12 protein-coding genes, 1 tRNA gene and 3 rRNA genes are annotated in these 21,992 nt (G+C 47.2%); 1 reads left to right on the forward strand and 15 read right to left on the reverse strand.

Annotation, left to right across the window (positions count from 1 at the left end; translation table 11 throughout):
• Window positions 1–76 precede the first annotated feature (76 nt).
• From mcsB to AC1S8V_RS26780, 8 genes are all read right to left on the reverse strand, one after another.
• Window positions 77–1,147, reverse strand: coding sequence for a protein-arginine kinase McsB (gene mcsB / locus AC1S8V_RS26745; protein WP_482071393.1), 1,071 nt, complete (start codon window positions 1,145–1,147; stop codon window positions 77–79).
• A gap of 28 nt (window positions 1,148–1,175) precedes the next feature.
• On the reverse strand, window positions 1,176–1,700 hold the full coding sequence (mcsA, locus tag AC1S8V_RS26750) for a protein-arginine kinase activator protein McsA (RefSeq protein WP_482071394.1): 525 nt from the start codon (window positions 1,698–1,700) through the stop codon (window positions 1,176–1,178).
• Between the two features lie 31 nt (window positions 1,701–1,731).
• Entirely contained in the window at window positions 1,732–2,193 is a 462-nt protein-coding gene (locus AC1S8V_RS26755; protein ID WP_482071395.1) for a CtsR family transcriptional regulator, read from the reverse strand.
• A gap of 460 nt (window positions 2,194–2,653) precedes the next feature.
• The gene (locus tag AC1S8V_RS26760) at window positions 2,654–3,829 is read right to left on the reverse strand and encodes a GNAT family N-acetyltransferase (protein ID WP_482071396.1); all 1,176 of its coding nucleotides are present in this window, start codon (window positions 3,827–3,829) and stop codon (window positions 2,654–2,656) included.
• Between the two features lie 183 nt (window positions 3,830–4,012).
• Window positions 4,013–4,129: ribosomal RNA gene (rrf, locus tag AC1S8V_RS26765) — 5S ribosomal RNA — on the reverse strand.
• Between the two features lie 139 nt (window positions 4,130–4,268).
• Window positions 4,269–7,196: ribosomal RNA gene (locus AC1S8V_RS26770) — 23S ribosomal RNA — on the reverse strand.
• Window positions 7,197–7,411: 215 nt separating this feature from the next.
• Window positions 7,412–7,487: transfer RNA gene (locus AC1S8V_RS26775), tRNA-Ala, on the reverse strand.
• Between the two features lie 108 nt (window positions 7,488–7,595).
• A 16S ribosomal RNA gene (locus tag AC1S8V_RS26780) occupies window positions 7,596–9,148 on the reverse strand.
• The 16S, 23S and 5S rRNA genes sit together here with 1 tRNA gene alongside, the layout of an rRNA operon.
• Window positions 9,149–9,857: 709 nt before the next feature.
• Between AC1S8V_RS26780 and AC1S8V_RS26785 the strand changes: the two genes are divergently transcribed.
• Window positions 9,858–11,231, forward strand: coding sequence for a molybdopterin-dependent oxidoreductase (locus AC1S8V_RS26785; RefSeq protein WP_482071397.1), 1,374 nt, complete (start codon window positions 9,858–9,860; stop codon window positions 11,229–11,231).
• Window positions 11,232–11,349: 118 nt separating this feature from the next.
• On the opposite strand, the gene ligA is transcribed toward AC1S8V_RS26785, so the two are convergent.
• The 7 genes from ligA to AC1S8V_RS26820 all read right to left on the reverse strand — a co-directional run bounded on the left by ligA (window position 11,350) and on the right by AC1S8V_RS26820 (window position 21,944).
• Window positions 11,350–13,371: an NAD-dependent DNA ligase LigA gene (gene ligA, locus AC1S8V_RS26790; RefSeq protein WP_482071398.1), complete on the reverse strand. Its 2,022-nt coding sequence runs from the start codon at window positions 13,369–13,371 to the stop codon at window positions 11,350–11,352.
• A 335-nt stretch (window positions 13,372–13,706) separates the two neighbouring features.
• A complete protein-coding gene (gene pcrA, locus AC1S8V_RS26795) occupies window positions 13,707–16,061 on the reverse strand; it encodes a DNA helicase PcrA (protein ID WP_482071399.1) in 2,355 nt (784 codons plus the stop codon).
• Window positions 16,062–16,590: 529 nt separating this feature from the next.
• Complete coding sequence (gene pcrB / locus AC1S8V_RS26800) at window positions 16,591–17,286, reverse strand: heptaprenylglyceryl phosphate synthase (protein ID WP_482071400.1); 696 nt, start codon at window positions 17,284–17,286, stop codon at window positions 16,591–16,593.
• A 115-nt stretch (window positions 17,287–17,401) separates the two neighbouring features.
• On the reverse strand, window positions 17,402–18,277 hold the full coding sequence (locus AC1S8V_RS26805) for a phosphatidylinositol-specific phospholipase C/glycerophosphodiester phosphodiesterase family protein (RefSeq protein WP_482071401.1): 876 nt from the start codon (window positions 18,275–18,277) through the stop codon (window positions 17,402–17,404).
• Window positions 18,278–18,525: 248 nt separating this feature from the next.
• Window positions 18,526–19,926 carry an undecaprenyl-phosphate glucose phosphotransferase gene (locus AC1S8V_RS26810; RefSeq protein ID WP_482071402.1) on the reverse strand — a complete coding sequence of 467 codons (1,401 nt, stop codon included), beginning with the start codon at window positions 19,924–19,926 and terminating at the stop codon, window positions 18,526–18,528.
• The gene (locus AC1S8V_RS26815) at window positions 19,923–20,870 is read right to left on the reverse strand and encodes a glycosyltransferase family 2 protein (RefSeq protein ID WP_482071403.1); all 948 of its coding nucleotides are present in this window, start codon (window positions 20,868–20,870) and stop codon (window positions 19,923–19,925) included. Before AC1S8V_RS26815 ends, AC1S8V_RS26810 begins: the two co-directional genes overlap by 4 nt.
• Before the next feature lie 135 nt (window positions 20,871–21,005).
• Entirely contained in the window at window positions 21,006–21,944 is a 939-nt protein-coding gene (locus AC1S8V_RS26820; RefSeq protein WP_482071404.1) for a glycosyltransferase family 2 protein, read from the reverse strand.
• Window positions 21,945–21,992: the final 48 nt, after the last annotated feature.

Genomic DNA, 21,992 nt, shown 5'->3' on the forward strand with positions numbered 1-21,992 from the left:
GGCATTCATACATGCCTTATTATATAAAAGCCGCAATGCGGCATGAAACCATAATTCAATACAATATCAGGCTAAGCTAGGACTGCTTCGCTGCATTGATCGTATCACGAATCAACTGAGCACGGTAGATGTCACGCTCATCAGTGCGCATATCTTCCCCGAATGTTTTTTGCAAAAATCCCGGTTGAGTCATTACATTCAGCTCATTCATTACCGTGATGGACAGTCCATCCAGTAAACCGAGATCTACGCCAAGGCGTACATCCGATAAGCGCTGTGCAGCTTCTTTTGAATCAACAATGGATGCGTGGGACAATATGCCGTAAGAACGCATGACACGATCCGTAATCCGAAGTTTGGAATCGGTCATTAACCGTTCTCTGGCTGTACGCTCATGACCTATCATCTGTAACACAACACCGTGCAGGTTCTCGATGACTTCCTGTTCGGTCTGTCCCAATGTAATCTGGTTCGAGATCTGGAACAAGTTACCCATAGCTTCGCTGCCTTCGCCGTAAATTCCTCTTACCGTCAATCCCACTTGGGAAACTGCGGTTAAAATACGGCCTATCTGCTGCGTCATCACCAGGGCAGGCAGGTGCATCATAACCGATGCTCTGACACCTGTACCTACATTGGTAGGACAACTGGTTAAGTATCCTCTGCGATCATCAAAAGCATAATCCACATGCGCTTCAAAAGCATCATCTATTGCGGAAGCTTTCTCCCAGGCTTCTTTCACCTGGAACCCCGGATAGAGGCACTGGATACGAAGATGATCCTCTTCATTAATCATAATACTGACAGACTCATCCTCACTGAGAATAACCGCACCATTCCTGGATTCATTCGCAAGACTTGGACTAATGAGATGTTTCTCCACCAACACCCGTTTGTCGAGTTCGCCAATATCGGTCAGATTCAGCGTATGAAAATCTCCAAAGGTATGAACTTCATCGTATTGAAGTACTTCGCTCAGCTTATTCAGCACCTCTTCCGATTGCTCATTGGAAGCCAACATCGGAAAGGGAACATGCTGAAGGTTGCGTGCGATCCGGACACGGCTGCTAATGACGATTTCGGAATCAGCCGCATCACTGCGCATCCAGTCGCTGAGCGCCTTCTCTGTAAAGCGCAGATTAGGCATTACGCATCCCTCCTACTCATGAAAAACTTTACTCCTGAGCTATTCCTTTTTCAAGTTCCCTGATCTGGTCACGGATCTGAGCTGCCTCTTCAAATTCCTCTTGGGCGATGCTCTCCTGAAGTTCACGCTTCAGATCGGCAATTTGCCGTTTCACCTTGATGCGACCACCAGCACGTGCAGGCACTTTGCCCACATGTGACGTACTACCATGAACCCGCTTGAACAAAGGGTCCAGGCGGCTGTCAAAATATTTATAACATGAACTGCAGCCGAAACGGCCTATCTTACTAAATTGTGAATACGTCATACCACACTCTTCACATTGAAGTGCTTTAGCAGGTGGTGATCCTGCAGATCCACTTTTGCCAGCTGGATCAAAATCGAGCAACCCGGACAACAAGTTGTGAATGGAAAATCCACCTGCAGTTCCAGGGATCATCTCCCCTTTTTCACGGGCACATGACTCACAAATATGGAATTCCGTCTTCTCTCCATTCACGATCTTCGTAAAATGAAGTGTCGCCGGACGTTTATTGCACTCTTGGCACAGCATAATGATGTACCTCCTTTGACCCCGATAGTTTTCATTTACCGAGCAAAGATATTAACATCGCCTTCAACATTCTGGCACGAATTTGATCCCGGTAAGGAAGTTTGACCAATATTACCTCTCTAGATACAGCAGCTCGCATCAACCGGGCTTCCCGCTTGCTCAAGAAGCGTGCTTCTTCCAGTTGATAGATCAGACCTTCGGCAGCAGTCTGCCCGATCTCATCACCAATACTATGGTGCAAATGATTATGCAGAGCTGATTGGGCCGGTAATTCAATGCGCTGTATGCGAACATAACCACCACCGCCACGTTTACTCTCTACCAGGTATCCCTTCTCGAGGGTAAAACGTGTGCTGATGACATAATTGATCTGGGAAGGTACACATGAAAATTGATCTGCCAGATCATTACGCTGAATTTCAACCATTCCTTCGGGACTTTCATGCAAAATACTCTTCAGATATCGTTCGATAATATCAGAGATATTACGCATCCAATCATCCTCCACTGTCTGAAACGTTAAGTCAATAAGGACCCACACGCCCCCACAGAGTACACCTTCTCTACCCATTTAACCAATCAGGGAAACAGCGAATCTTGCTTCCACAGACGTCAACAGGAGAGCGAAGGAAGCACGAAGGTCCTTTAATATTCCCTTGATCCTCCGATGAAATGAATCCCGTATATTGGCGCTCATCCATCAGATTGCAGAAAGAAAGCTACTTAAGTATTAAACCTTTAGTTGACTTTGACTTTCTTTGACTTTATATACATTATAGCATATTTTGTGGGTTTGCCAAGTGGGGTCACTATTCATTTTTTACGATTTTACACGAAATATTCGCCAGACACAAAAAAACCTCTCCAAAATTGCTGGAGAAGTCCATTTGTCTTACAATAACGTCGTATTTCTATATAAGTTAATCAAGTTAAATGAAGAAGAGAAATCGTAATCAAAAGAAATCAAGCAAGTAGGTTTCCCTTTCAGGAATCGCTTGTTCCAAATCCTTGATTGCTGTGTTCGGTCCGTGAATTCTTCCGATCCGTGCCATTTCCGTTGGTCTGCGATATCCCATCAACACCGCAGTGAGGGCCTGAATATCCACCTTAATGGTCTGATCATCAGTGATTGGCTCAGATTTTTTCCATATGGACGCCGTTCCGTTCATTGCCACGTTTAATTGCCATACCCCTTCATTCCACGGAGCGTGGGCATCTTCTACCTGAAGAACAATCTGCAGCGGTGAATCCTGGCTTGCAAATGGATACTGAGATATAAACTGCTCTACACTAACGATGCGTGCCATAAAATAAGGTACAATCTCCTGTTGAATTCGTGGGTTATCCAATTGGAAAGCAAGCGTATCACTGGCTGGTGCCTGCAACGTAACTTCATCAATCATGGAATCATGATTGGCAATGAAGGTCCACAGCCCCTTCCTAGCCTCTTCATTCAGATAGATGATCTCTTTAATGGTAAACTTTTTTTCCTTTACCTCATACAGAAGATAACCTTGTGCTGTATCAGCTTCATCGTAATATACAGCCTTCTGGCTGGTCCCATTAACAAGAACTGAATTCTCCCACCGTGCATCATCCCGGACCAAGGTTCCGTTATAACGCTCAGCATAAGTACTATATACTTGATTTAATATGCCAAGACCCGGATCGCCACGCCGAATCGTCCCAGGTGTCGCTTTTTTCGAAGGCAAATGTGCTGTAGGCACTTTATATCGTTTAAATTCAACATAGGTCTCCCATCCATACTTTCGATAGAAACCAAAAGAGAATGGATGCAAGAACGAGATACTTTGTTTGTTACGGTTCATTTCTTCCAACGCATGCTTCAGCAGACCCGCTACCCAACCTTTGCGTCTATACTCTGGCCAGGTGGCTACACCGGCAATACCACCCATCTCGAACGATCTTCCATGTATATAGGTTTGAAAAGGGATAATGTGAAGTTTGGCTCCTAGCTGGCCATCCTCATATACACCCCATATATCCTGTGACGAAAACTGACTCCGCCGCTTTTCCTTTTGTTCTTCACTCATTACCACTTGAAAAGCATATTCGGAGAGTGCCATCGCTGGTTCAAAATCATTTACCGTCAATTTCTGAATTTCCATCTCATCCTGCACCCCGTTCTCTAGAATGTTGAGATCATTTTCATATGAAAGTCTGATACGCAATCTATGTATCCACTATGAGTGTGTCAGAGGATTCCTGCAAAGTCAAATAAGAGATGCTTTCGCATCCCCTAAAATAAACAAATAAAAACCACCACCGAATATCATCGGCAGTGGTTCTTCGCTTGGCGGCGTCCTACTCTCCCAGGACCCTGCGGTCCAAGTACCATCGGCGCTAGAGGGCTTAACGGTCGTGTTCGGGATGGGTACGTGTGGAACCCCTCCGCCATCGCCACCAAACGGGCATTTGTATAACAAATGCGTTCGCGTTCCATTCGGTCCGGGCACGGCTGTGTGGATGAATGGTTCAGCGCATCTTCAGAGTGTTGTTCTCTGAAAACTAGATTCGAAACGAAACCTGCGATTTACAACTTGCATATTGGATAAGCCCTCGACCGATTAGTACTGGTCAGCTCCATGCATTGCTGCACTTCCACCCCCAGCCTATCTACCTCGTCGTCTTCAAGGGGTCTTACATACTGGGAAATCTCATCTTGAGGGGGGCTTCACGCTTAGATGCTTTCAGCGTTTATCCCTTCCGTACATAGCTACCCAGCGGTGCTCCTGGCGGAACAACTGGTACACCAGCGGTACGTCCATCCCGGTCCTCTCGTACTAAGGACAGCTCCTCTCAAATTTCCTACGCCCACGACAGATAGGGACCGAACTGTCTCACGACGTTCTGAACCCAGCTCGCGTACCGCTTTAATGGGCGAACAGCCCAACCCTTGGGACCTACTTCAGCCCCAGGATGCGATGAGCCGACATCGAGGTGCCAAACCTCCCCGTCGATGTGGACTCTTGGGGGAGATAAGCCTGTTATCCCCAGGGTAGCTTTTATCCGTTGAGCGATGGCCCTTCCATGCGGTACCACCGGATCACTAAGCCCGACTTTCGTCCCTGCTCGACTTGTAGGTCTCGCAGTCAAGCTCCCTTATGCCTTTGCACTCTTCGAATGATTTCCAACCATTCTGAGGGAACCTTTGGGCGCCTCCGTTACTCTTTAGGAGGCGACCGCCCCAGTCAAACTGCCCACCTGACACTGTCCCCGTACCGGTTTACGGTACCAGGTTAGAACCTAGATACGATCAGGGTGGTATCCCAACGTTGCCTCCATGCAAGCTGGCGCTCACACTTCAAAGGCTCCCACCTATCCTGTACAGATCGTACCCAAATTCAATATCAAGCTGCAGTAAAGCTCCATGGGGTCTTTCCGTCTTGTCGCGGGTAACCTGCATCTTCACAGGTATTAAAATTTCACCGGATCTCTCGTTGAGACAGCGCCCAAGTCGTTACGCCATTCGTGCGGGTCAGAATTTACCTGACAAGGAATTTCGCTACCTTAGGACCGTTATAGTTACGGCCGCCGTTTACTGGGGCTTCGGTTCACAGCTTCGGGACGAGTCCCTAACCACTCCCCTTAACCTTCCAGCACCGGGCAGGCGTCAGCCCGTATACTTCGCCTTACGGCTTCGCACAGACCTGTGTTTTTGCTAAACAGTCGCTTGGGCCTTTTCACTGCGGCCCCCTCGTGCTATTCACACTACCGGGGCACCCCTTCTCCCGAAGTTACGGGGTCATTTTGCCGAGTTCCTTAACGAGAGTTCTTCCGCGCGCCTTAGAATACTCTTCTCGCCTACCTGTGTCGGTTTGCGGTACGGGCACCATCACCTGGCTAGAGGCTTTTCTTGGCAGTGTGAGATCATGACCTTCGCTACTGTAATTTTCACTCCCCATCACAGCTCAGCCTTACAATGTGCGGATTTGCCTACACATCAGCCTTACTGCTTAGACGGACATCCATCAGTCCGCGTCACTACCCTACTGCGTCCCCCCATTGCTCATAACGGCTTACGGTGGTACAGGAATTTCGACCTGTTGTCCTTCGACTACGCCTTTCGGCCTCGCCTTAGGTCCCGACTTACCCTGAGCGGACGAGCCTTCCTCAGGAACCCTTAGGCTTTCGGCGGATCAGATTCTCACTGATCTTTTCGTTACTCATACCGGCATTCTCACTTGTATAATGTCCAGCGCTCCTTACGGTACACCTTCAACCCTTATACAACGCTCCCCTACCCCTGATGCAAAGCATCAAGCCATAGCTTCGGTGGTGTGTTTAGCCCCGTTACATTTTCGGCGCAGAGTCACTCGACCAGTGAGCTATTACGCACTCTTTCAATGGTGGCTGCTTCTAAGCCAACATCCTGGTTGTCTGTGCAACTCCACATCCTTTCCCACTTAACACACACTTGGGGACCTTAGCTGATGGTCTGGGCTGTTTCCCTTTTGACAATGGATCTTAGCACTCACTGTCTGACTCCCGGAAGTAAGTCTATGGCATTCGGAGTTTGACTGAGCTTGGTAACCCTTGCGGGCCCCGCACCCAATCAGTGCTCTACCTCCACGACTCTGTTTTCCGAGGCTAGCCCTAAAGCTATTTCGGGGAGAACCAGCTATCTCCGAGTTCGATTGGAATTTCTCCGCTACCCCCACCTCATCCCCGCATTTTTCAACATGCGTGGGTTCGGGCCTCCAGTGCGTGTTACCGCACCTTCACCCTGGACAGGGGTAGATCACCCGGTTTCGGGTCTACGTCCACGTACTCACTCGCCCTATTCAGACTCGCTTTCGCTGCGGCTCCGGCTCTTCACCTTAACCTTGCACGGGAACGTAACTCGCCGGTTCATTCTACAAAAGGCACGCCATCACCCCTAAAACGGGCTCTGACTTTTTGTAAGCACACGGTTTCAGGTTCTATTTCACTCCCCTTCCGGGGTGCTTTTCACCTTTCCCTCACGGTACTGCTTCACTATCGGTCGCTAGGAAGTATTTAGCCTTGGCAGATGGTCCTGCCGGATTCATACGGGGTTTCACGTGCCCCGCACTACTCGGGATCCGTCTCGGAGGGAACCAACTTTCAATTACAGGGCTTTTACCTTCTTTGGCGGGCCTTTCCAGACCTCTTCGCTTAACCGGTTCCTTTGTAACTCCATGTGAGACGTCCCACAACCCCAGAGAGCAAGCTCTCTGGTTTGGGCTTCTCCGCGTTCGCTCGCCGCTACTGACGGAATCACTATTGTTTTCTCTTCCTCAGGGTACTTAGATGTTTCAGTTCCCCTGGTATGCCTCTGCACAACCTATGTATTCAGTTGTGAGTAACTGGAAATTACCCCAGCTGGGTTTCCCCATTCGGACACCCCCGGATCAAAGCTTGCTTACAGCTCCCCGAGGCAGTTTCGTTGTTCGCCACGTCCTTCATCGGCTCCTAGCGCCTAGGCATCCTCCGTGTGCTCTTAGTAGCTTAACCATTTTGCTCCGGTTTCGGTCGCTCGCTTCCCTTGGTTTGGACTGCGTCCAAATCCAAAAGTCACTCCCACCCGATACCATCGCAAAAGCAATTTAACTACCTTTATACACTTGACTTGTTTACACAAGTTCAGCTAAAAAGGAATGTTCTAATTCGCATTTACTTTCGTTTCGATATCTAGTTTTCAAAGAACAAGCCAAATAGATGAAATTGTTTGGTGGAGCCAAGCGGGATCGAACCGCTGACCTCCTGCTTGCAAGGCAGGCGCTCTCCCAGCTGAGCTATGGCCCCTCAAATTCCATCAAAACTGAACAAATGGATAAGTAACGGTGTTGCTGTTGCAGGTTCTTAGAACCTGCTGATTTGAATGTTTCCGTTACAGGAAACGATTCTCCATAGAAAGGAGGTGATCCAGCCGCACCTTCCGATACGGCTACCTTGTTACGACTTCACCCCAATCATCTATCCCACCTTCGGCGGCTGGCTCCTTGCGGTTACCCCACCGACTTCGGGTGTTATAAACTCTCGTGGTGTGACGGGCGGTGTGTACAAGACCCGGGAACGTATTCACCGCGGCATGCTGATCCGCGATTACTAGCAATTCCGACTTCATGCAGGCGAGTTGCAGCCTGCAATCCGAACTGAGACCGGCTTTGTTGGGATTGGCTCCATCTCGCGATTTCGCAGCCCGTTGTACCGGCCATTGTAGTACGTGTGTAGCCCAGGTCATAAGGGGCATGATGATTTGACGTCATCCCCACCTTCCTCCGGTTTGTCACCGGCAGTCTATCTAGAGTGCCCACCCGAAGTGCTGGCAACTAAATATAAGGGTTGCGCTCGTTGCGGGACTTAACCCAACATCTCACGACACGAGCTGACGACAACCATGCACCACCTGTCTCCTCTGTCCCGAAGGAAAGAACCATCTCTGATTCGATCAGAGGGATGTCAAGACCTGGTAAGGTTCTTCGCGTTGCTTCGAATTAAACCACATACTCCACTGCTTGTGCGGGTCCCCGTCAATTCCTTTGAGTTTCAGTCTTGCGACCGTACTCCCCAGGCGGAGTGCTTAATGTGTTAACTTCGGCACCAAGGGTATCGAAACCCCTAACACCTAGCACTCATCGTTTACGGCGTGGACTACCAGGGTATCTAATCCTGTTTGCTCCCCACGCTTTCGCGCCTCAGCGTCAGTTACAGCCCAGAGAGTCGCCTTCGCCACTGGTGTTCCTCCACATATCTACGCATTTCACCGCTACACGTGGAATTCCACTCTCCTCTTCTGCACTCAAGTCACCCAGTTTCCAGTGCGATCCGGGGTTGAGCCCCGGGATTAAACACCAGACTTAAATGACCGCCTGCGCGCGCTTTACGCCCAATAATTCCGGACAACGCTTGCCCCCTACGTATTACCGCGGCTGCTGGCACGTAGTTAGCCGGGGCTTTCTTCTCAGGTACCGTCACCTTGAGAGCAGTTACTCTCCCAAGCGTTCTTCCCTGGCAACAGAGCTTTACGATCCGAAAACCTTCATCACTCACGCGGCATTGCTCCGTCAGGCTTTCGCCCATTGCGGAAGATTCCCTACTGCTGCCTCCCGTAGGAGTCTGGGCCGTGTCTCAGTCCCAGTGTGGCCGATCACCCTCTCAGGTCGGCTACGCATCGTCGCCTTGGTGAGCCGTTACCCCACCAACTAGCTAATGCGCCGCAGGCCCATCCCCAAGTGACAGATTGCTCCGTCTTTCCAGTTCTCTTCAGGCGAAGAAAACAACTATTCGGTATTAGCTACCGTTTCCGGTAGTTGTCCCAAACTTGAGGGCAGGTTGCCTACGTGTTACTCACCCGTCCGCCGCTAACTATCAGAGAAGCAAGCTTCTCTGATAGTCCGCTCGACTTGCATGTATTAGGCATGCCGCCAGCGTTCGTCCTGAGCCAGGATCAAACTCTCCAATAAATTGAAAAGAGCGATAAGCTCATTTTGAATCTGACGATTCATTGTGAATCAAAAAGTTACTATCCATTTGTTCAGTTTTCAAGGAACTTGTATGTCCGTTTATGTTGATATTTGTCAACCGGACAAGAATCTTATCTTATCATGTTAACTAACTTACTGTCAACAATTTGTTTTCGTCAACTTTCAAATGATTATGACAATCATTCGTTTGAGGCGACAAGAAATAATATATCACGTAGCGATTTATTTAGCAAGCATTTTAATCAACCTTCTGATATCATAAAAATCTTCATCAATGGCGCCGTATCTCCAACCTATATTCGACAGATTAACACATTCTCTGAACCCAAGATGGGATACCCTTAAAATGTATTCCATATAAATGAAACAGATGATTTCTATAATACTGACTTCTATAACTATAATGAATTAAGGATCTAGATGAGGTTTAGCTCAGTCCCGATCAGGATAACGGTCCGTGCCCTCCTCTTAGTTTGAACAATGTGATCCAAAAACTCTATAATAAGGTATATAGATATAAGGATAGGGATGATCAATCGAATATTTTCTTCATATGGTTAGACTATGAACAACCGTTAACCATCTCGTATGTACCTTTACTCAGATAACACGCACTCCAATCACAGTTGGCTATTACATATCAAAGAATAGACTTAACTCATTATTAACCTACATGGGGTGATCGCGCTTGAAAGAATGGTTAAAGAATGTGCGCAAAGGTCATGGCAAAAAACTGGTTTCTATCCACGCTTGGAATGCCTGGATCGTTGTGATCCTTGCAATCTCGGGGCTTATGCTGGTTGGTGGCTTTTGGCGCGAGATACTCGGAATTGGACGTGTATGGTTAAAATGGCTACATATCGTCGTCGGGCTAGCTATGCTTGCTCCCGTAGTGTATTACTTGATTTTGGCCGGAAAGCACTGGAAACAACTCCGTAACAGGCCATGGCAGAGGGTAAATACTATAGTCGTTCTCGCCCTGTTGGTAGGATGGCTCCTCTCGGGTGTTGTATTATGGCAGTTCAAGCTGGCTGGACCACGTTGGTCAAATGCTGCACTTCTGATCCATGACCTGCTAACTTGGATAGGCTTGCCTTATATTATTTACCACTCCATCACTCGAACCAAATGGTTAAAGAACCCTGCACGTCGTGCAGTGAAAACCAATGCAACTTCAACACGAGCTCAAAATCCAGCTGATCCAGATGTCTCAATATCGGAGGAAAGCGGAACTACCGCTGCTATATCTTCTTCCCAGTTTGATCGCAATTCCGAGAAAGATTCCCTCAAAACAGAGGAGCGACCACAACCAGTTTATACACGACGAGCTTTCATCCGTTCTGCTGTGGGGGTTGGTCTCGCCGTGACTCTTGGTCCTACTTTTATATCCTGGGTAGGACGAAATCTCAAGATCGATAATAGTATTGATAGCATGCTGGAGAACGATCCTAACCGTATGGTTCCTTTGCCACAACCGCTGTCTGCCTCTTCACCTCCCATCGGAGGCGGGGCTGAAGGTCATTTCCGCGTATATACGGTTACGCCTATACCATCCTTCTCGAATGCTAACTGGTCTTTCCGAATCGATGGGCTGGTTGAACGGGCACAGGTATGGAACTGGGAACAATTCGTGAAGCTCGCGCGTACCGTACAGGTTAGTGATTTCCACTGTGTAACGGGATGGTCTGTGTATAAGAATACATGGGAAGGCATTTCTCTTGCACAGCTTTTGAAACAAGCCGGGGTAAAACCGGAAGCTCATAGTGTTAAGTTTTATTCCGGTGACGGCGTGTATACGGATGCCATTACGATGGATCAAGCGCAGATGGAGGATATTATGGTCGCTGTCATGCATGATGGCAAACCTATCCCTGCTGATCTTGGTGGTCCGGTACGGCTCGTCATTCCTCAGATGTATGCCTATAAATCGGTAAAATGGTTAAATCGCATTGAACTTATCGACAGTGAACATATCGGTTACTGGGAAGAACGAGGATATGACAAGGATGCATGGCTTACAGGCGCATCTCAGCGTATCCCTAACAATATTAGCGGATCTTAGACAGTTAAGTTTGGTGAGTGTGCATTCGTTGTAAAAAAATTTAAATACACAGCAAAAGCCCCCGATCACATATTCATGTCTTCGGGGGCCTTTTTTATATGAACTCTCTGATTACACTTTAATCCTGTGGGTTCAAAAGACGTACAAGTTCGTCCTCATCCTCAATCGTAGGAATGCCGAGATCATGGGCTTTGGTTAGTTTACTACCTGCCTTCTCTCCGGCAATAACCAAATCTGTCTTTTTCGACACACTGCCAGTCACCTTCGCTCCGAGTGCTTCCAGTCTTTGCGTCGCCTCTTCCCGCGTCAATTGGTGAAGTGTTCCGGTCAGTACGACAGTTTTGCCACTGAAGAAGGAATCTTCCACAACAACAACGGCTGACGCCTCAGGTGCCTCAGCTTTCACACCCAAGTTTAGCATTTTCTCAATCGCAGCCTGTGTAAATGGATCTGCAAAGAAGGTCACGATGCTCTCCGCCACAATACCACCGACGTCTGGTAGTTCAACCAGTTCTTCCACGGTTGCATTCATAATGGCGTGCAGATCTCGATAATGATCAGCGAGCATGCGCGTAGTAGATTTACCTGTGTTCGGAATACCCAGTGAGTATAGGAACGAAGCCAGGTCACGATCCTTACTGTGCTCTAGCGCAGCGAGAAGGTTATTGGCTTTCTTTTCCCCAAACCGTTCCAGCTTCACCAGATCATCAAATTGTAACGTATACAGGTCGGCAGGCTCACGTACGTTCAATTCATCATACAACTGAATCGCCGTTTTCTCACTGAACGTCTCGATGTCCATGGCATCACGGGAAGCAAAATGGGAAATACGTGCCACCGTTTGCGGTTTACATGCCAGTCTATTGTTACAGAATAGATGCGCTCCGCGTTGCTCCAGAGGAAATCCACATGCCGGACACTGCTCAGGGAAGATGATCTCCTCGCCATCACTCTCCTCAGTCACTTTACCCAGAATTTCAGGAATGACGTCATTGGAGCGACGGATAAAGACCCGTGTGCCCAGAGCAAACTTCAGATTTTTGCGCTCAATATCGCCGACATTGTTCAGAGTACAGTTCTGTACCGTTACCCCGGCAAGTTCAACCGGTTCTACGCGTGCCAGCGGAGTTACTTTGCCGGTACGACCTACATTCCATACCACAGCGTTAAGAACCGTCGTGGTCTCTTCTGCCTCGAATTTATATGCCACCGCCCATCGAGGGAACTTATCGGTATACCCCAGCACCTCGCGGGTGCGCATGTCCGTAATTTTGATAACAGCTCCATCGATCAGATAGTCCAGTTGACCCCGGTCCTCCTGAATGGCGGCCAGTTGCTCCATTACATCATCAAACTCATGGAAATACGTGATGGATGGATTCACTTTGAAGCGGTTCTCACGCAGGAAATCCATCATCTGCTGATGATTGGCAAACTGAATGTCATCCGAATAACCTACGTTATAAAAATAAGCATTCAGCCTACGCTCAGCCGTCGCCTTCGGATTGAGGTTGCGGAGCGCTCCCGCTGCTGCATTCCGCGCATTCTTGAGTGGTTCTGCCGCGGTCTCATTGTATCGATCCAGGACAGACAAGTTCATGATACCTTCACCCTGTACTTCAATCGTACCGCTCGTGTAAGGAATTTTGAGCGGAACGGATCGGATCGTTCTAACCTGTGCCAAAATCCCTTCGCCCACCGTACCGTTACCACGCGTAGAGGCTTGTACCAACTCACCGTTGGTGTAAGTCAAGTTCAGCGTCAATCCGTCAAACTTCAACTCGATGACATAACCTGGTTCCGGTAACGGCGTATCCGGATTTTTACTGTTATAGTCATTAATCAGTTTCAGTACACGGGTATTCCAGCTCCGTAGCTGCTCAATATTCTGCGCTTTGTCCAGACTCCATAGTGAGGATAAATGGCGATGTGGGGTAAATCCCTTGAGCAATTCGCCACCCACACGCTGAGTTGGAGAATCCGGCAGAACCATGCCGCTTTCCTGTTCCAGCGTAACCAGTTCGTCGTACAGAAGGTCATACTCCTTGTCGCTGATCTGTGGCTGATCCATCGTGTAGTACTGATAGTTATGCTGATTCAGCTCGGTAACGAGTTGCTCCATCCGGTGCATTGGGTCCATACAGGGCCATCCCTCCGTTAATTTGATCTATGTAGAACGAACACTCCTATTGCACGTGAACTCCGATAACAGAATAACTTTCCGATCGCTGTTATCCCCGGATTTCTTTTAATCCATTTTAAAAGGTGGAAATCCGGAGATAAAGGCGAACGCCGTGCTTCTTCAAGTTATTTCTGTTCTCTCCGTTATCGTGTGGATGTTAGATTGAACTTATATAGATTTCTATTCATATCAATCTGGTTTAGAAATCCCGTGAAAAAACGAGGAAAAAAGCAATTTTCCTTATGAAAGTTATTTCTGTTCTCTCCGTTATCATGCAAAAGGAAGTTTCGTTCTTATTCTACTTTGGTAATCGGGGCAAAACCGGCAAGCAGACGTTTCACGCCAACTGGAGCCGGGAATGCAATCTGCAGTTCGGTATCATTCCCTGTACCTTTGACTGCAACAATCGTGCCTGTCCCCCATTTGCCATGCTGCACTTTGTCTCCTGCCTTAAACCCTGCTTCACCATTAGAAGCTACCGGCTTGGAAGCAGATGATGGCGTAGAGTATGTTGGGCGGGAGGTACTTGTGGTCACACGTGAAGTTGGCGTGGAGGAGGTAGCAGATGAACCGCTCTTGCTTTGGTGATCAAACAGCTTGGTGCCACCACCAAAGTTACTTCCCCCACTGGAACCCAATCCACGTCCACCATATGAGCCACCTCCGCTACTGCCGCGGCGGTAACGATCACGAGCCATGGAAGTGTCTTCCTTCAGCTCATCCGGAATTTCATCCAGGAAGCGGGAAGGCGGGTTCGCTGTGGTACGGCCAAACAACGTCCGCATCTGCGCACAGGACAGGAAGAGTTGCTCTTCTGCACGAGTAATCCCCACATAAGCAAGTCGGCGTTCTTCTTCCAACTCTTCATTGTCCATAAAGGCACGGCTATGCGGGAAGACCCCTTCCTCCATACCCACGATAAAGACAACCGGGAACTCCAGACCTTTGGCGCTGTGCATAGTCATCAGGGTAACAGCATCGCTCTGATCCTCTTCATCATCGTTCATGCTATCGATGTCAGCAATCAATGCAAGATCGGTGAGGAACGAAACGAGCGTTTTGTCTTCATTATTTTTCTCAAATTCCATCGTTACCGACAGGAACTCTTCAATGTTCTCCAGCCGTGCACGGGATTCGAGTGTGTTTTCATTTTGCATCTCAAGACGGTATTGGCTCATCTCAAGAATCTTCTCGGTCAGTTCAGTTACAGACAGATACTCTACCATCTGATGCAGGGCAGCGATCATGTCATAGAACTCCACCAGCGCATTACGCGTACGGCCAGCAAAGCCAAGATCATCCACGACCTGGAGTACTCGGTAAATGGAAATTCCACGCTCTCCTGCCGCAGCCGCGAGCTTCGCTACCGTTGTATCCCCGATGCTACGCTTCGGTACATTAATGATCCGGGTGAGGCTGATATCATCATCGGGGTTGGATAACAGGCGCAGATACGCCAGAATATCCTTGATCTCTTTACGATCATAGAACTTGATGCCGCCAACAATCTGATACGGAATATCAGACTTGATCAGAATTTCCTCTATAACCCGGGACTGGGCATTGGTACGGTATAAAATGGCATGGTTCTGATAGGATTTGCCGTTCGTCACATTTTTACTAATCTCGGAGGTGACAAAATACCCCTCATCATGTTCGGAATCCGCACGGTACACCTTGATCTTCGAACCACCCTCTTTGTCCGTCCACAGTTTCTTCGGTTTACGCCCTGTATTCAGGCCGATCACTTCATTCGCTGCATTCAGGATATTGGAAGTAGAACGGTAGTTCTGCTCCAGCAAAATCGTATTTGCTTCAGGGTAGTCTTTCTCAAAGTTCAGGATGTTGCTGATATCCGCGCCACGCCAGCGATAAATCGACTGGTCACTATCCCCTACAACGCAGATGCGGTGATGACTGTCAGCGAGCATGCGGCACAGCATGTACTGTGCACGGTTCGTATCCTGATACTCGTCCACGTGAATGTACTGGAATTTCTTTTGGTAAAAGTCGAGGACCTCAGGCACTTCCTTGAACAGTTGAATGGTCTGCATAATGAGATCGTCGAAATCAAGCGAGTTGTTGGCTCTTAACCGTTTCTGATACATCTTATATACCTTCGCCACAATACCTTCGAAATAATCTCCTGCCTGCTTCTCATATTGCTCCGGACTGATCAGTTCATTCTTGGCCGTGCTCATCATCGATTGAACTGCTTTGGGCTCAAACTTCTTCGTATCAATATTCTGGTCTTTCATACAGCTGCGAATAACAGATAATTGGTCCGATGAGTCCAAAATGCTGAAGTTGGAGGTAAAGCCAATACGCTCAATATCACGACGCAGAATTCGCACGCACATGGAGTGGAACGTGGATACCCAAATGTCGCGGCCCTGAGAGCCACCAACCAGTTGGGAAACCCGGTCTTGCATCTCACGGGCGGCTTTGTTCGTAAATGTAATCGCTAAAATGCCCCACGGGGGCGCCTTCCGTGTTGCAATGAGGTAGGCAATCCGGTGTGTCAGCACACGGGTCTTGCCGGAGCCCGCTCCGGCCATAATCAGCAGCGGGCCATCCGTCGCCTCGACGGCTTGCCGTTGAGGGGGGTTAAGCCGTGCAACGGCATCATGTATATTTACAGGTTGCATGCATGCATGCTCCTTTCGTTGGTTGGTCTATAGAGCAAAATTAATAGGTTACACTCACCACTCCGATGACAGAATAATCTTCCGATCGCTGTTATTCCCGGATTTTTCGATTTACTTTTTCAAAGGTGAAAATCCGGTAATAAAGGCGAACGCTTCGCTTCTTCAGCTTATTTCTGTCCTCTACGTTCTCGTGTAAAAATTAGTTTAGCTTATATTTAAGGGTAGTTGAGATTAGAATTGAGAGAACACTTCGTTTCTTCAGATTGCTTCTGCACTCTCCGTTTCTGTGTAAACATAGTTCCTGTATACAAATCTCTTAGTAAAAGAACAATATCAGGTAATAAGAGTATGCTTAGGATTTAGCTTTCTTACAGAAAGCTTTTAGCGAGCACTTCGTTTCTCCAGCTTATTCTGTACTCTTCGTGCTCGTGTAAACGACATTACGCTCATATAACTTCTTTTTAGTAAGGGCAAAGTTCTATTTTAACAGATCATACGGGGAAAATGGGGGATTGGTAAACTAAACCGATTACACGGTTCCTTTCACAGCCAACACCGTCTCAAGTGCTTTATTCAAATCACTGTACACAATGTTACCTACCACGACAGTATCTGCCACCTCGGCAGCCTGCGAGGCTTTCTCCGGATCATCAATTCCGCCGCCGTAGATGAGGTGCGCCCGATCCAGTTGTCTGTGCGTCTCACCAACAAGCTCCATATCTCCGAACGTTCCACTGTATTCCATATATACAATGGGAAGATTGAGCAGTCGTTCTGCAGCTTGGGCATATGCCACGGCAGCTCCTGTCGTCAGTTCTGTATCCGCACCAGTCAACCGCGCTACCGTGGAGTTCGCATTAAGCACAATATAACCCTCGGCAATAAGCAAATCCCAAGGGATAAGATAACCGTAACGCTCTATGGCTTGCTGGTGGTGCCCAATCATCCATTTGCTATCCGTTGCATTCAGGACCATCGGGATAAGATAACCGTCAAACCCGGGAACAACGGCCTCCAGATCGGATACTTCAAGCACACAGGGCAATTCATAGCGACGCACGCGGGACATCAGGTCTACCGTGTTATCATAGGTAATTCCCGAAGATCCGCCAACGATAATCGCATCGGTCCCCGACATGCAGACCAGATCGAGTTCTTCGTCCGTAATTTCACGGTCCGGGTCAAGCTTAAATACATGTCTCCACTGCTTAATCATGTCTATCAACGAACATTCCTCCAGAGGTTCTTCTGCATCCTAGAAAGCTTGTAAACTAAGTCTAAGTCAGCAGACAGTGAGTGTCAATGTTCGTATAAAAAGGGGAACAGAAAAACATGAATTTTTACGGTTTCCAGGCAACACGTGTATTCATCTCATCCAGCTCCTGCTCCGTCAGCACGTCCGAGTACACCCCGTACACGCCCCATTTCTCATAGTTAGCCACCTGTTCAGTGTCATTGATGGTATGCACGTAGGTGACTGAGCCTGCATTATTCAGCTTGGCGACGAAATTATGGTTTACTTTATATTCAGGCATGGTCACGGCATCAATATCATTCATTTGCACAAAATCAACAACCTGATCTTCTGTATCCTGTGTGGCATATAACGTATAGATAATGGAAGGGAATGCATATACTTCTTTCACCGTTTCAAGCATCGGTTCGTTATAGATCTGTACAACCACCCGATCCAGCACGGATGGATCATGTTCTTTGGCAGCATCCACGAGGGATCTTAACACCTGCTGAATATCCTCATCCTTCTGTTCCTTGGTGTCGGTTACGATATACATATCCGGGTACTCAGCCAGTACATCTATAATGCCGTCTGCATCCATAGGCTGGTACATCCCCAAAATAGGCGTATTCGTGAACTCATCATGTGTCAGCGCCCCGGCCTGTTTATCCTCCGAAAGTTCTTCGTCTTGTCCTAGCGTTTTGCTCATATTAGCGGTCCACTCATGTCTGGCTACGGCTTTGCGATCCGAGGTCAACATAAAGTCGATCTCAAATACACGTGTGCCTTTCTCGTAATTGGCGATCATCGCTTCATAGGCATTGGTATATGGTTGATCACGAATGCTACCCATGGCATGGGCTATTAATCTATAAGCGGTAAATCCGTCCCGTTGTTCTTCACTCTGGCTTTCATAGGCAAAAAAGAGAGTACCTACGGTAACGATTAATAATGTTAAAACGGCGGCAATGCGTTTCATATAGCATTCACATCCTCAGTACCTTTTTGAAGATAATAGAATTTATAAGTTTTCAGCGGAGCTGAACAATTCGATTATCGCAAGAAAAACTTCAGCTAAACGCGGTCTGTCTTCTGTGAGAGTACGTCGATAGACGTTTTTCTTATAGCTAACTACCCGAATGGAGGAGGTGCAAAACAAAATAGCCGCCCGGAGGCGGCTGTTAAATGGTGGGATGAAAGATTGTAAATCAATACCGTTAGGTAATCCTAATATGCATTCTTGAGACCATTTCGAATGGTTTCCCATATGATTTTGATATCGAATAATAAAGACCAGTTTTCAATATAAAAGATATCTTGTTCAATTCGATCCTCGATTGAGGTATCTCCTCGTAGTCCCTTGCTCTGTGCTAATCCTGTTATTCCCGGGCGAACGTGGTGTTTGATCATATATTTCGGTATTTCGTCTCGGAATTGATTCACGTAGTAAGGACGTTCTGGCCTAGGGCCAACTACACTCATATGACCAAGCAAAACGTTGAAAAATTGAGGTAACTCATCTAGGCTTGTGCGTCTAATAAAAGTGCCAAAAGCCGTTCGTCGCGGATCATTCTTGGTGGACCACCCTGTGTCCATTGTGCCTTCAGGAATGACTTTCATTGAGCGGAATTTGAACATCATGAAGTTGCGTCGGTTAAGACCTACTCGCTCTTGTTTGAAGATGATCGGACCGGATGATGTCAGTCGGACACCTAGAGCAACAACAAGCATAATTGGAGAAGTCAATACGATTGCGGTTAGAGAAAACACAACGTCAAATGCCCGCTTCATCAATCGGTTCACCGCAATATCCAGTGGAATGTCGCGAACGTTAATCATGGGCATACCCGCAAAGTTATCGAAATGCGGTCGTGCTGGCAAGTAGTCAAAGAAATCAGGAATGATTAGAGTTCGTACTCCTGCCTTCTCACACACATTGATAATATGCGAATACTTATCGTGAGCATCCAGAGGTAATGCCAGAATGACTTCATCAACAAGATGCGTAGACAAGAACTCTTCCAGTTCGTCGATTCGGCCGAGAATAGGTTTGTATCTTTTCTGTTCACTCTCATCCCAGTGACGATAATCATCCAGGAATCCAGTCACTTCATATCCAAGTTCGGGATAATTCTTAAGGTTGTCATAGAAACGCTTGCCCAGTGATCCAGCACCAAGGATGAGCACAAACTGACGATTGAAGCCTTTTTTACGCAAGCGTTTCAGCTGCACTTTCACTATATAGCGATAGATCAGTGTGAATGATATATTGCCAATCATATACATGGCAAGATATGCACGAGAGATGTTTACTTCCTTGAAAAAGAACATCAGGCTCAGCAGCATGAAGAAGGCTATGCCATGAGACTGAACGATTTTCCAAAGTTCGTCTACAAATCGTTTTTTTCGCTTGGCTATATACAGAGAGGACATCAGTCCTGTGATGATGGCAAGAACTGCGTAAACCAAGCTCCACATCATATATTTCTCTATAGGTAGTGGATTTTGGTTCGTTAATAGGTCACTCTCAAATTTCAGCCACCAGGCTAGCAAGAATGAAAGCTGAATCACGCCAAAATCAGCCGCAATATACAATTGGGTTAGGAATCGTTGATTACGCCGAATCATGGGTTCACCTCGGAAGATGCTTCATTCTCCGCTCTCATGCGGGTTGCAGTCTGCCCTTGTCGAGAAGGAAGGGACAATTTGCTGCGTAGTAAAGATAACGTAAACTTGAGTGAAATCCCCATCCACACAGCCGTATTCGTGAGTAGATTGTACTTCTTCGCGTAGTGCTTACGGTGGAACACCCACATCGCTCTATGAAATTCATACGTTATTTTCAAAGGTTTACGACGAGCACTGCCGCCCTTGTAGTGCACAATATATGTACGCGGATAATAAAAAATGCCCCATCCCGCCTCTTTGATGCGATAACACCAGTCAATATCTTCTCCATACATAAAGAACGTCTCATCCAACCCGCCAACCTGCTCAATCGTCTCACGCCGCACTAGCATGAACGCACCGACAAGACAGTCAACCGGATATTCATCGTCCGGGCTGAGATGTCCGAGCTGGTACTGGTTAAACTTCGGCCGATCCGGGAAGAGACGAGAAATACCGAATGCATAATAGAATGATGCCGATGGCGTAGGAAATCCACGCTTACAAGCCTTATCCAAGGAGCCATCAGGAAGAATCACCTTGCAGCCAGATGCGCCCATCTCAGGATGGCGATCCATGAAATAGATCATGGTGTGAAGTGTATCTGGCTGGACAACCGTGTCAGAATTGAGGAGGAGGATATAGCGTCCTTTGGCTACTTCCATTCCTTGATTATTGGCTACGGCGAAACCTGTGTTGTTTTGATTAGCTATAAGTTGGACGTCCGGGTACACCTCACGAATCGCTTCCACCGAACCATCATGAGACGCATTGTCTATGACAATAACCTCGTATTGGTAAGAGGTTTGGGAGGTATACACCGATGCAAGACAGTCCAGTGTTAGCTGGCGTGTATTGAAGTTGACGATGATGATGCTGACGTCAAGAAGGTAAGTATTATTCATTTTTGATGCCTCCAGCAAAGGAGTATCTGTTGCTTGAAACATTTTAAAAACCCCTGACTTTATCTCTATGTTTAACTATTGAAAGTATAGCATATTATGGACAGATGAGTGGGGATCAGGGGTAATATCTAGAGTTTATACTTTCCTCAACACGTATATAAGCTTAAGAACAACGTCATCTAAAAATGCCTGACGATAAAAGGGCATGTTAACCGCATAACCAATTCTCTTTACTCCATTGCAATCCAGTTGGTTTAAAAAATGTTGCAAGTTCTTTTGCTGATGCGAATGTAACTTATCCCTATAGAGTTCCAAGAATAATCTCGCTTGATTACTCAAAATTGAATGATTCTTTCCATTCACGAAACGGTTCCACCTGTTCTTCCATTTTATAAACCATTTATCATTGCTCCCGCCAAGAACATTCCCTTGATGTTGCCGATACAAAATGGTTGGTTCTTCATCAAAAATCACTTCACCAAAAGAGCTAACAAAAAGATATATCCACCAATCATGCATGATGATGTGAGTTAGATCAGAAGGGACATTCGCCCTGATCTGCTCGAATGTGACTGGGTTCAAGACCATGGTACAACCAACACAACAGTTTTCTACCAGAGCATTATACATGCTGAGCAGCTTTGGAGGCAGATGAGGCCATACGTTCAGATAGTTCAAATCCTGATCTACCATTTGTGTAGAAGAACAATACATCAGCGGTACGTCTAATGGCCCGGACTGCAATTTCGTAACAGCTCTACTCAGTTTGTACGGCTTCCATACATCGTCTTGATCACAAAATGCATAGAAGTCGTATATAGGCTGCGTTTGACGCATTAATTCAAAAAAACTTCCGATTACGCCTACATTTTCACCTTCAATCATACGAATCTGATCCCGATATGCCTTGGCATACCCACGAACTTTCTGGACAGTTTCATCGGAAGAACCATCATCTCTGATATGAATGTGAAGGTCTACCTGACTCTGTGCGAGAAGGCTTTTGAGTTGTTCATCAATATACTTTGCTCCATTATATGTAGAAAGCATGACACATACTTTAGGCTGGTTCACGTTTCACCTCAAAAATTAACTTTTCTTCATTATATACGAAAACTCCCG

The organism is Paenibacillus sp. B46(2026), from assembly GCF_056786355.1.

What these genes read in the sequence shown, in the direction of transcription:
- AC1S8V_RS26815 (WP_482071403.1), bottom strand. Translation starts at nt 20,870, where the DNA reads ATGAATAATACTTACCTTCTTGACGTCAGCATCATCATCGTCAACTTC.
- ligA (WP_482071398.1), bottom strand. Translation starts at nt 13,371, where the DNA reads ATGGACCCAATGCACCGGATGGAGCAACTCGTTACCGAGCTGAATCAG.
- pcrA (WP_482071399.1), bottom strand. Translation starts at nt 16,061, where the DNA reads ATGCAACCTGTAAATATACATGATGCCGTTGCACGGCTTAACCCCCCT.
- AC1S8V_RS26810 (WP_482071402.1), bottom strand. Translation starts at nt 19,926, where the DNA reads ATGATTCGGCGTAATCAACGATTCCTAACCCAATTGTATATTGCGGCT.
- AC1S8V_RS26805 (WP_482071401.1), bottom strand. Translation starts at nt 18,277, where the DNA reads ATGAAACGCATTGCCGCCGTTTTAACATTATTAATCGTTACCGTAGGT.
- mcsA (WP_482071394.1), bottom strand. Translation starts at nt 1,700, where the DNA reads ATGCTGTGCCAAGAGTGCAATAAACGTCCGGCGACACTTCATTTTACG.
- mcsB (WP_482071393.1), bottom strand. Translation starts at nt 1,147, where the DNA reads ATGCCTAATCTGCGCTTTACAGAGAAGGCGCTCAGCGACTGGATGCGC.
- AC1S8V_RS26755 (WP_482071395.1), bottom strand. Translation starts at nt 2,193, where the DNA reads ATGCGTAATATCTCTGATATTATCGAACGATATCTGAAGAGTATTTTG.
- AC1S8V_RS26760 (WP_482071396.1), bottom strand. Translation starts at nt 3,829, where the DNA reads ATGGAAATTCAGAAATTGACGGTAAATGATTTTGAACCAGCGATGGCA.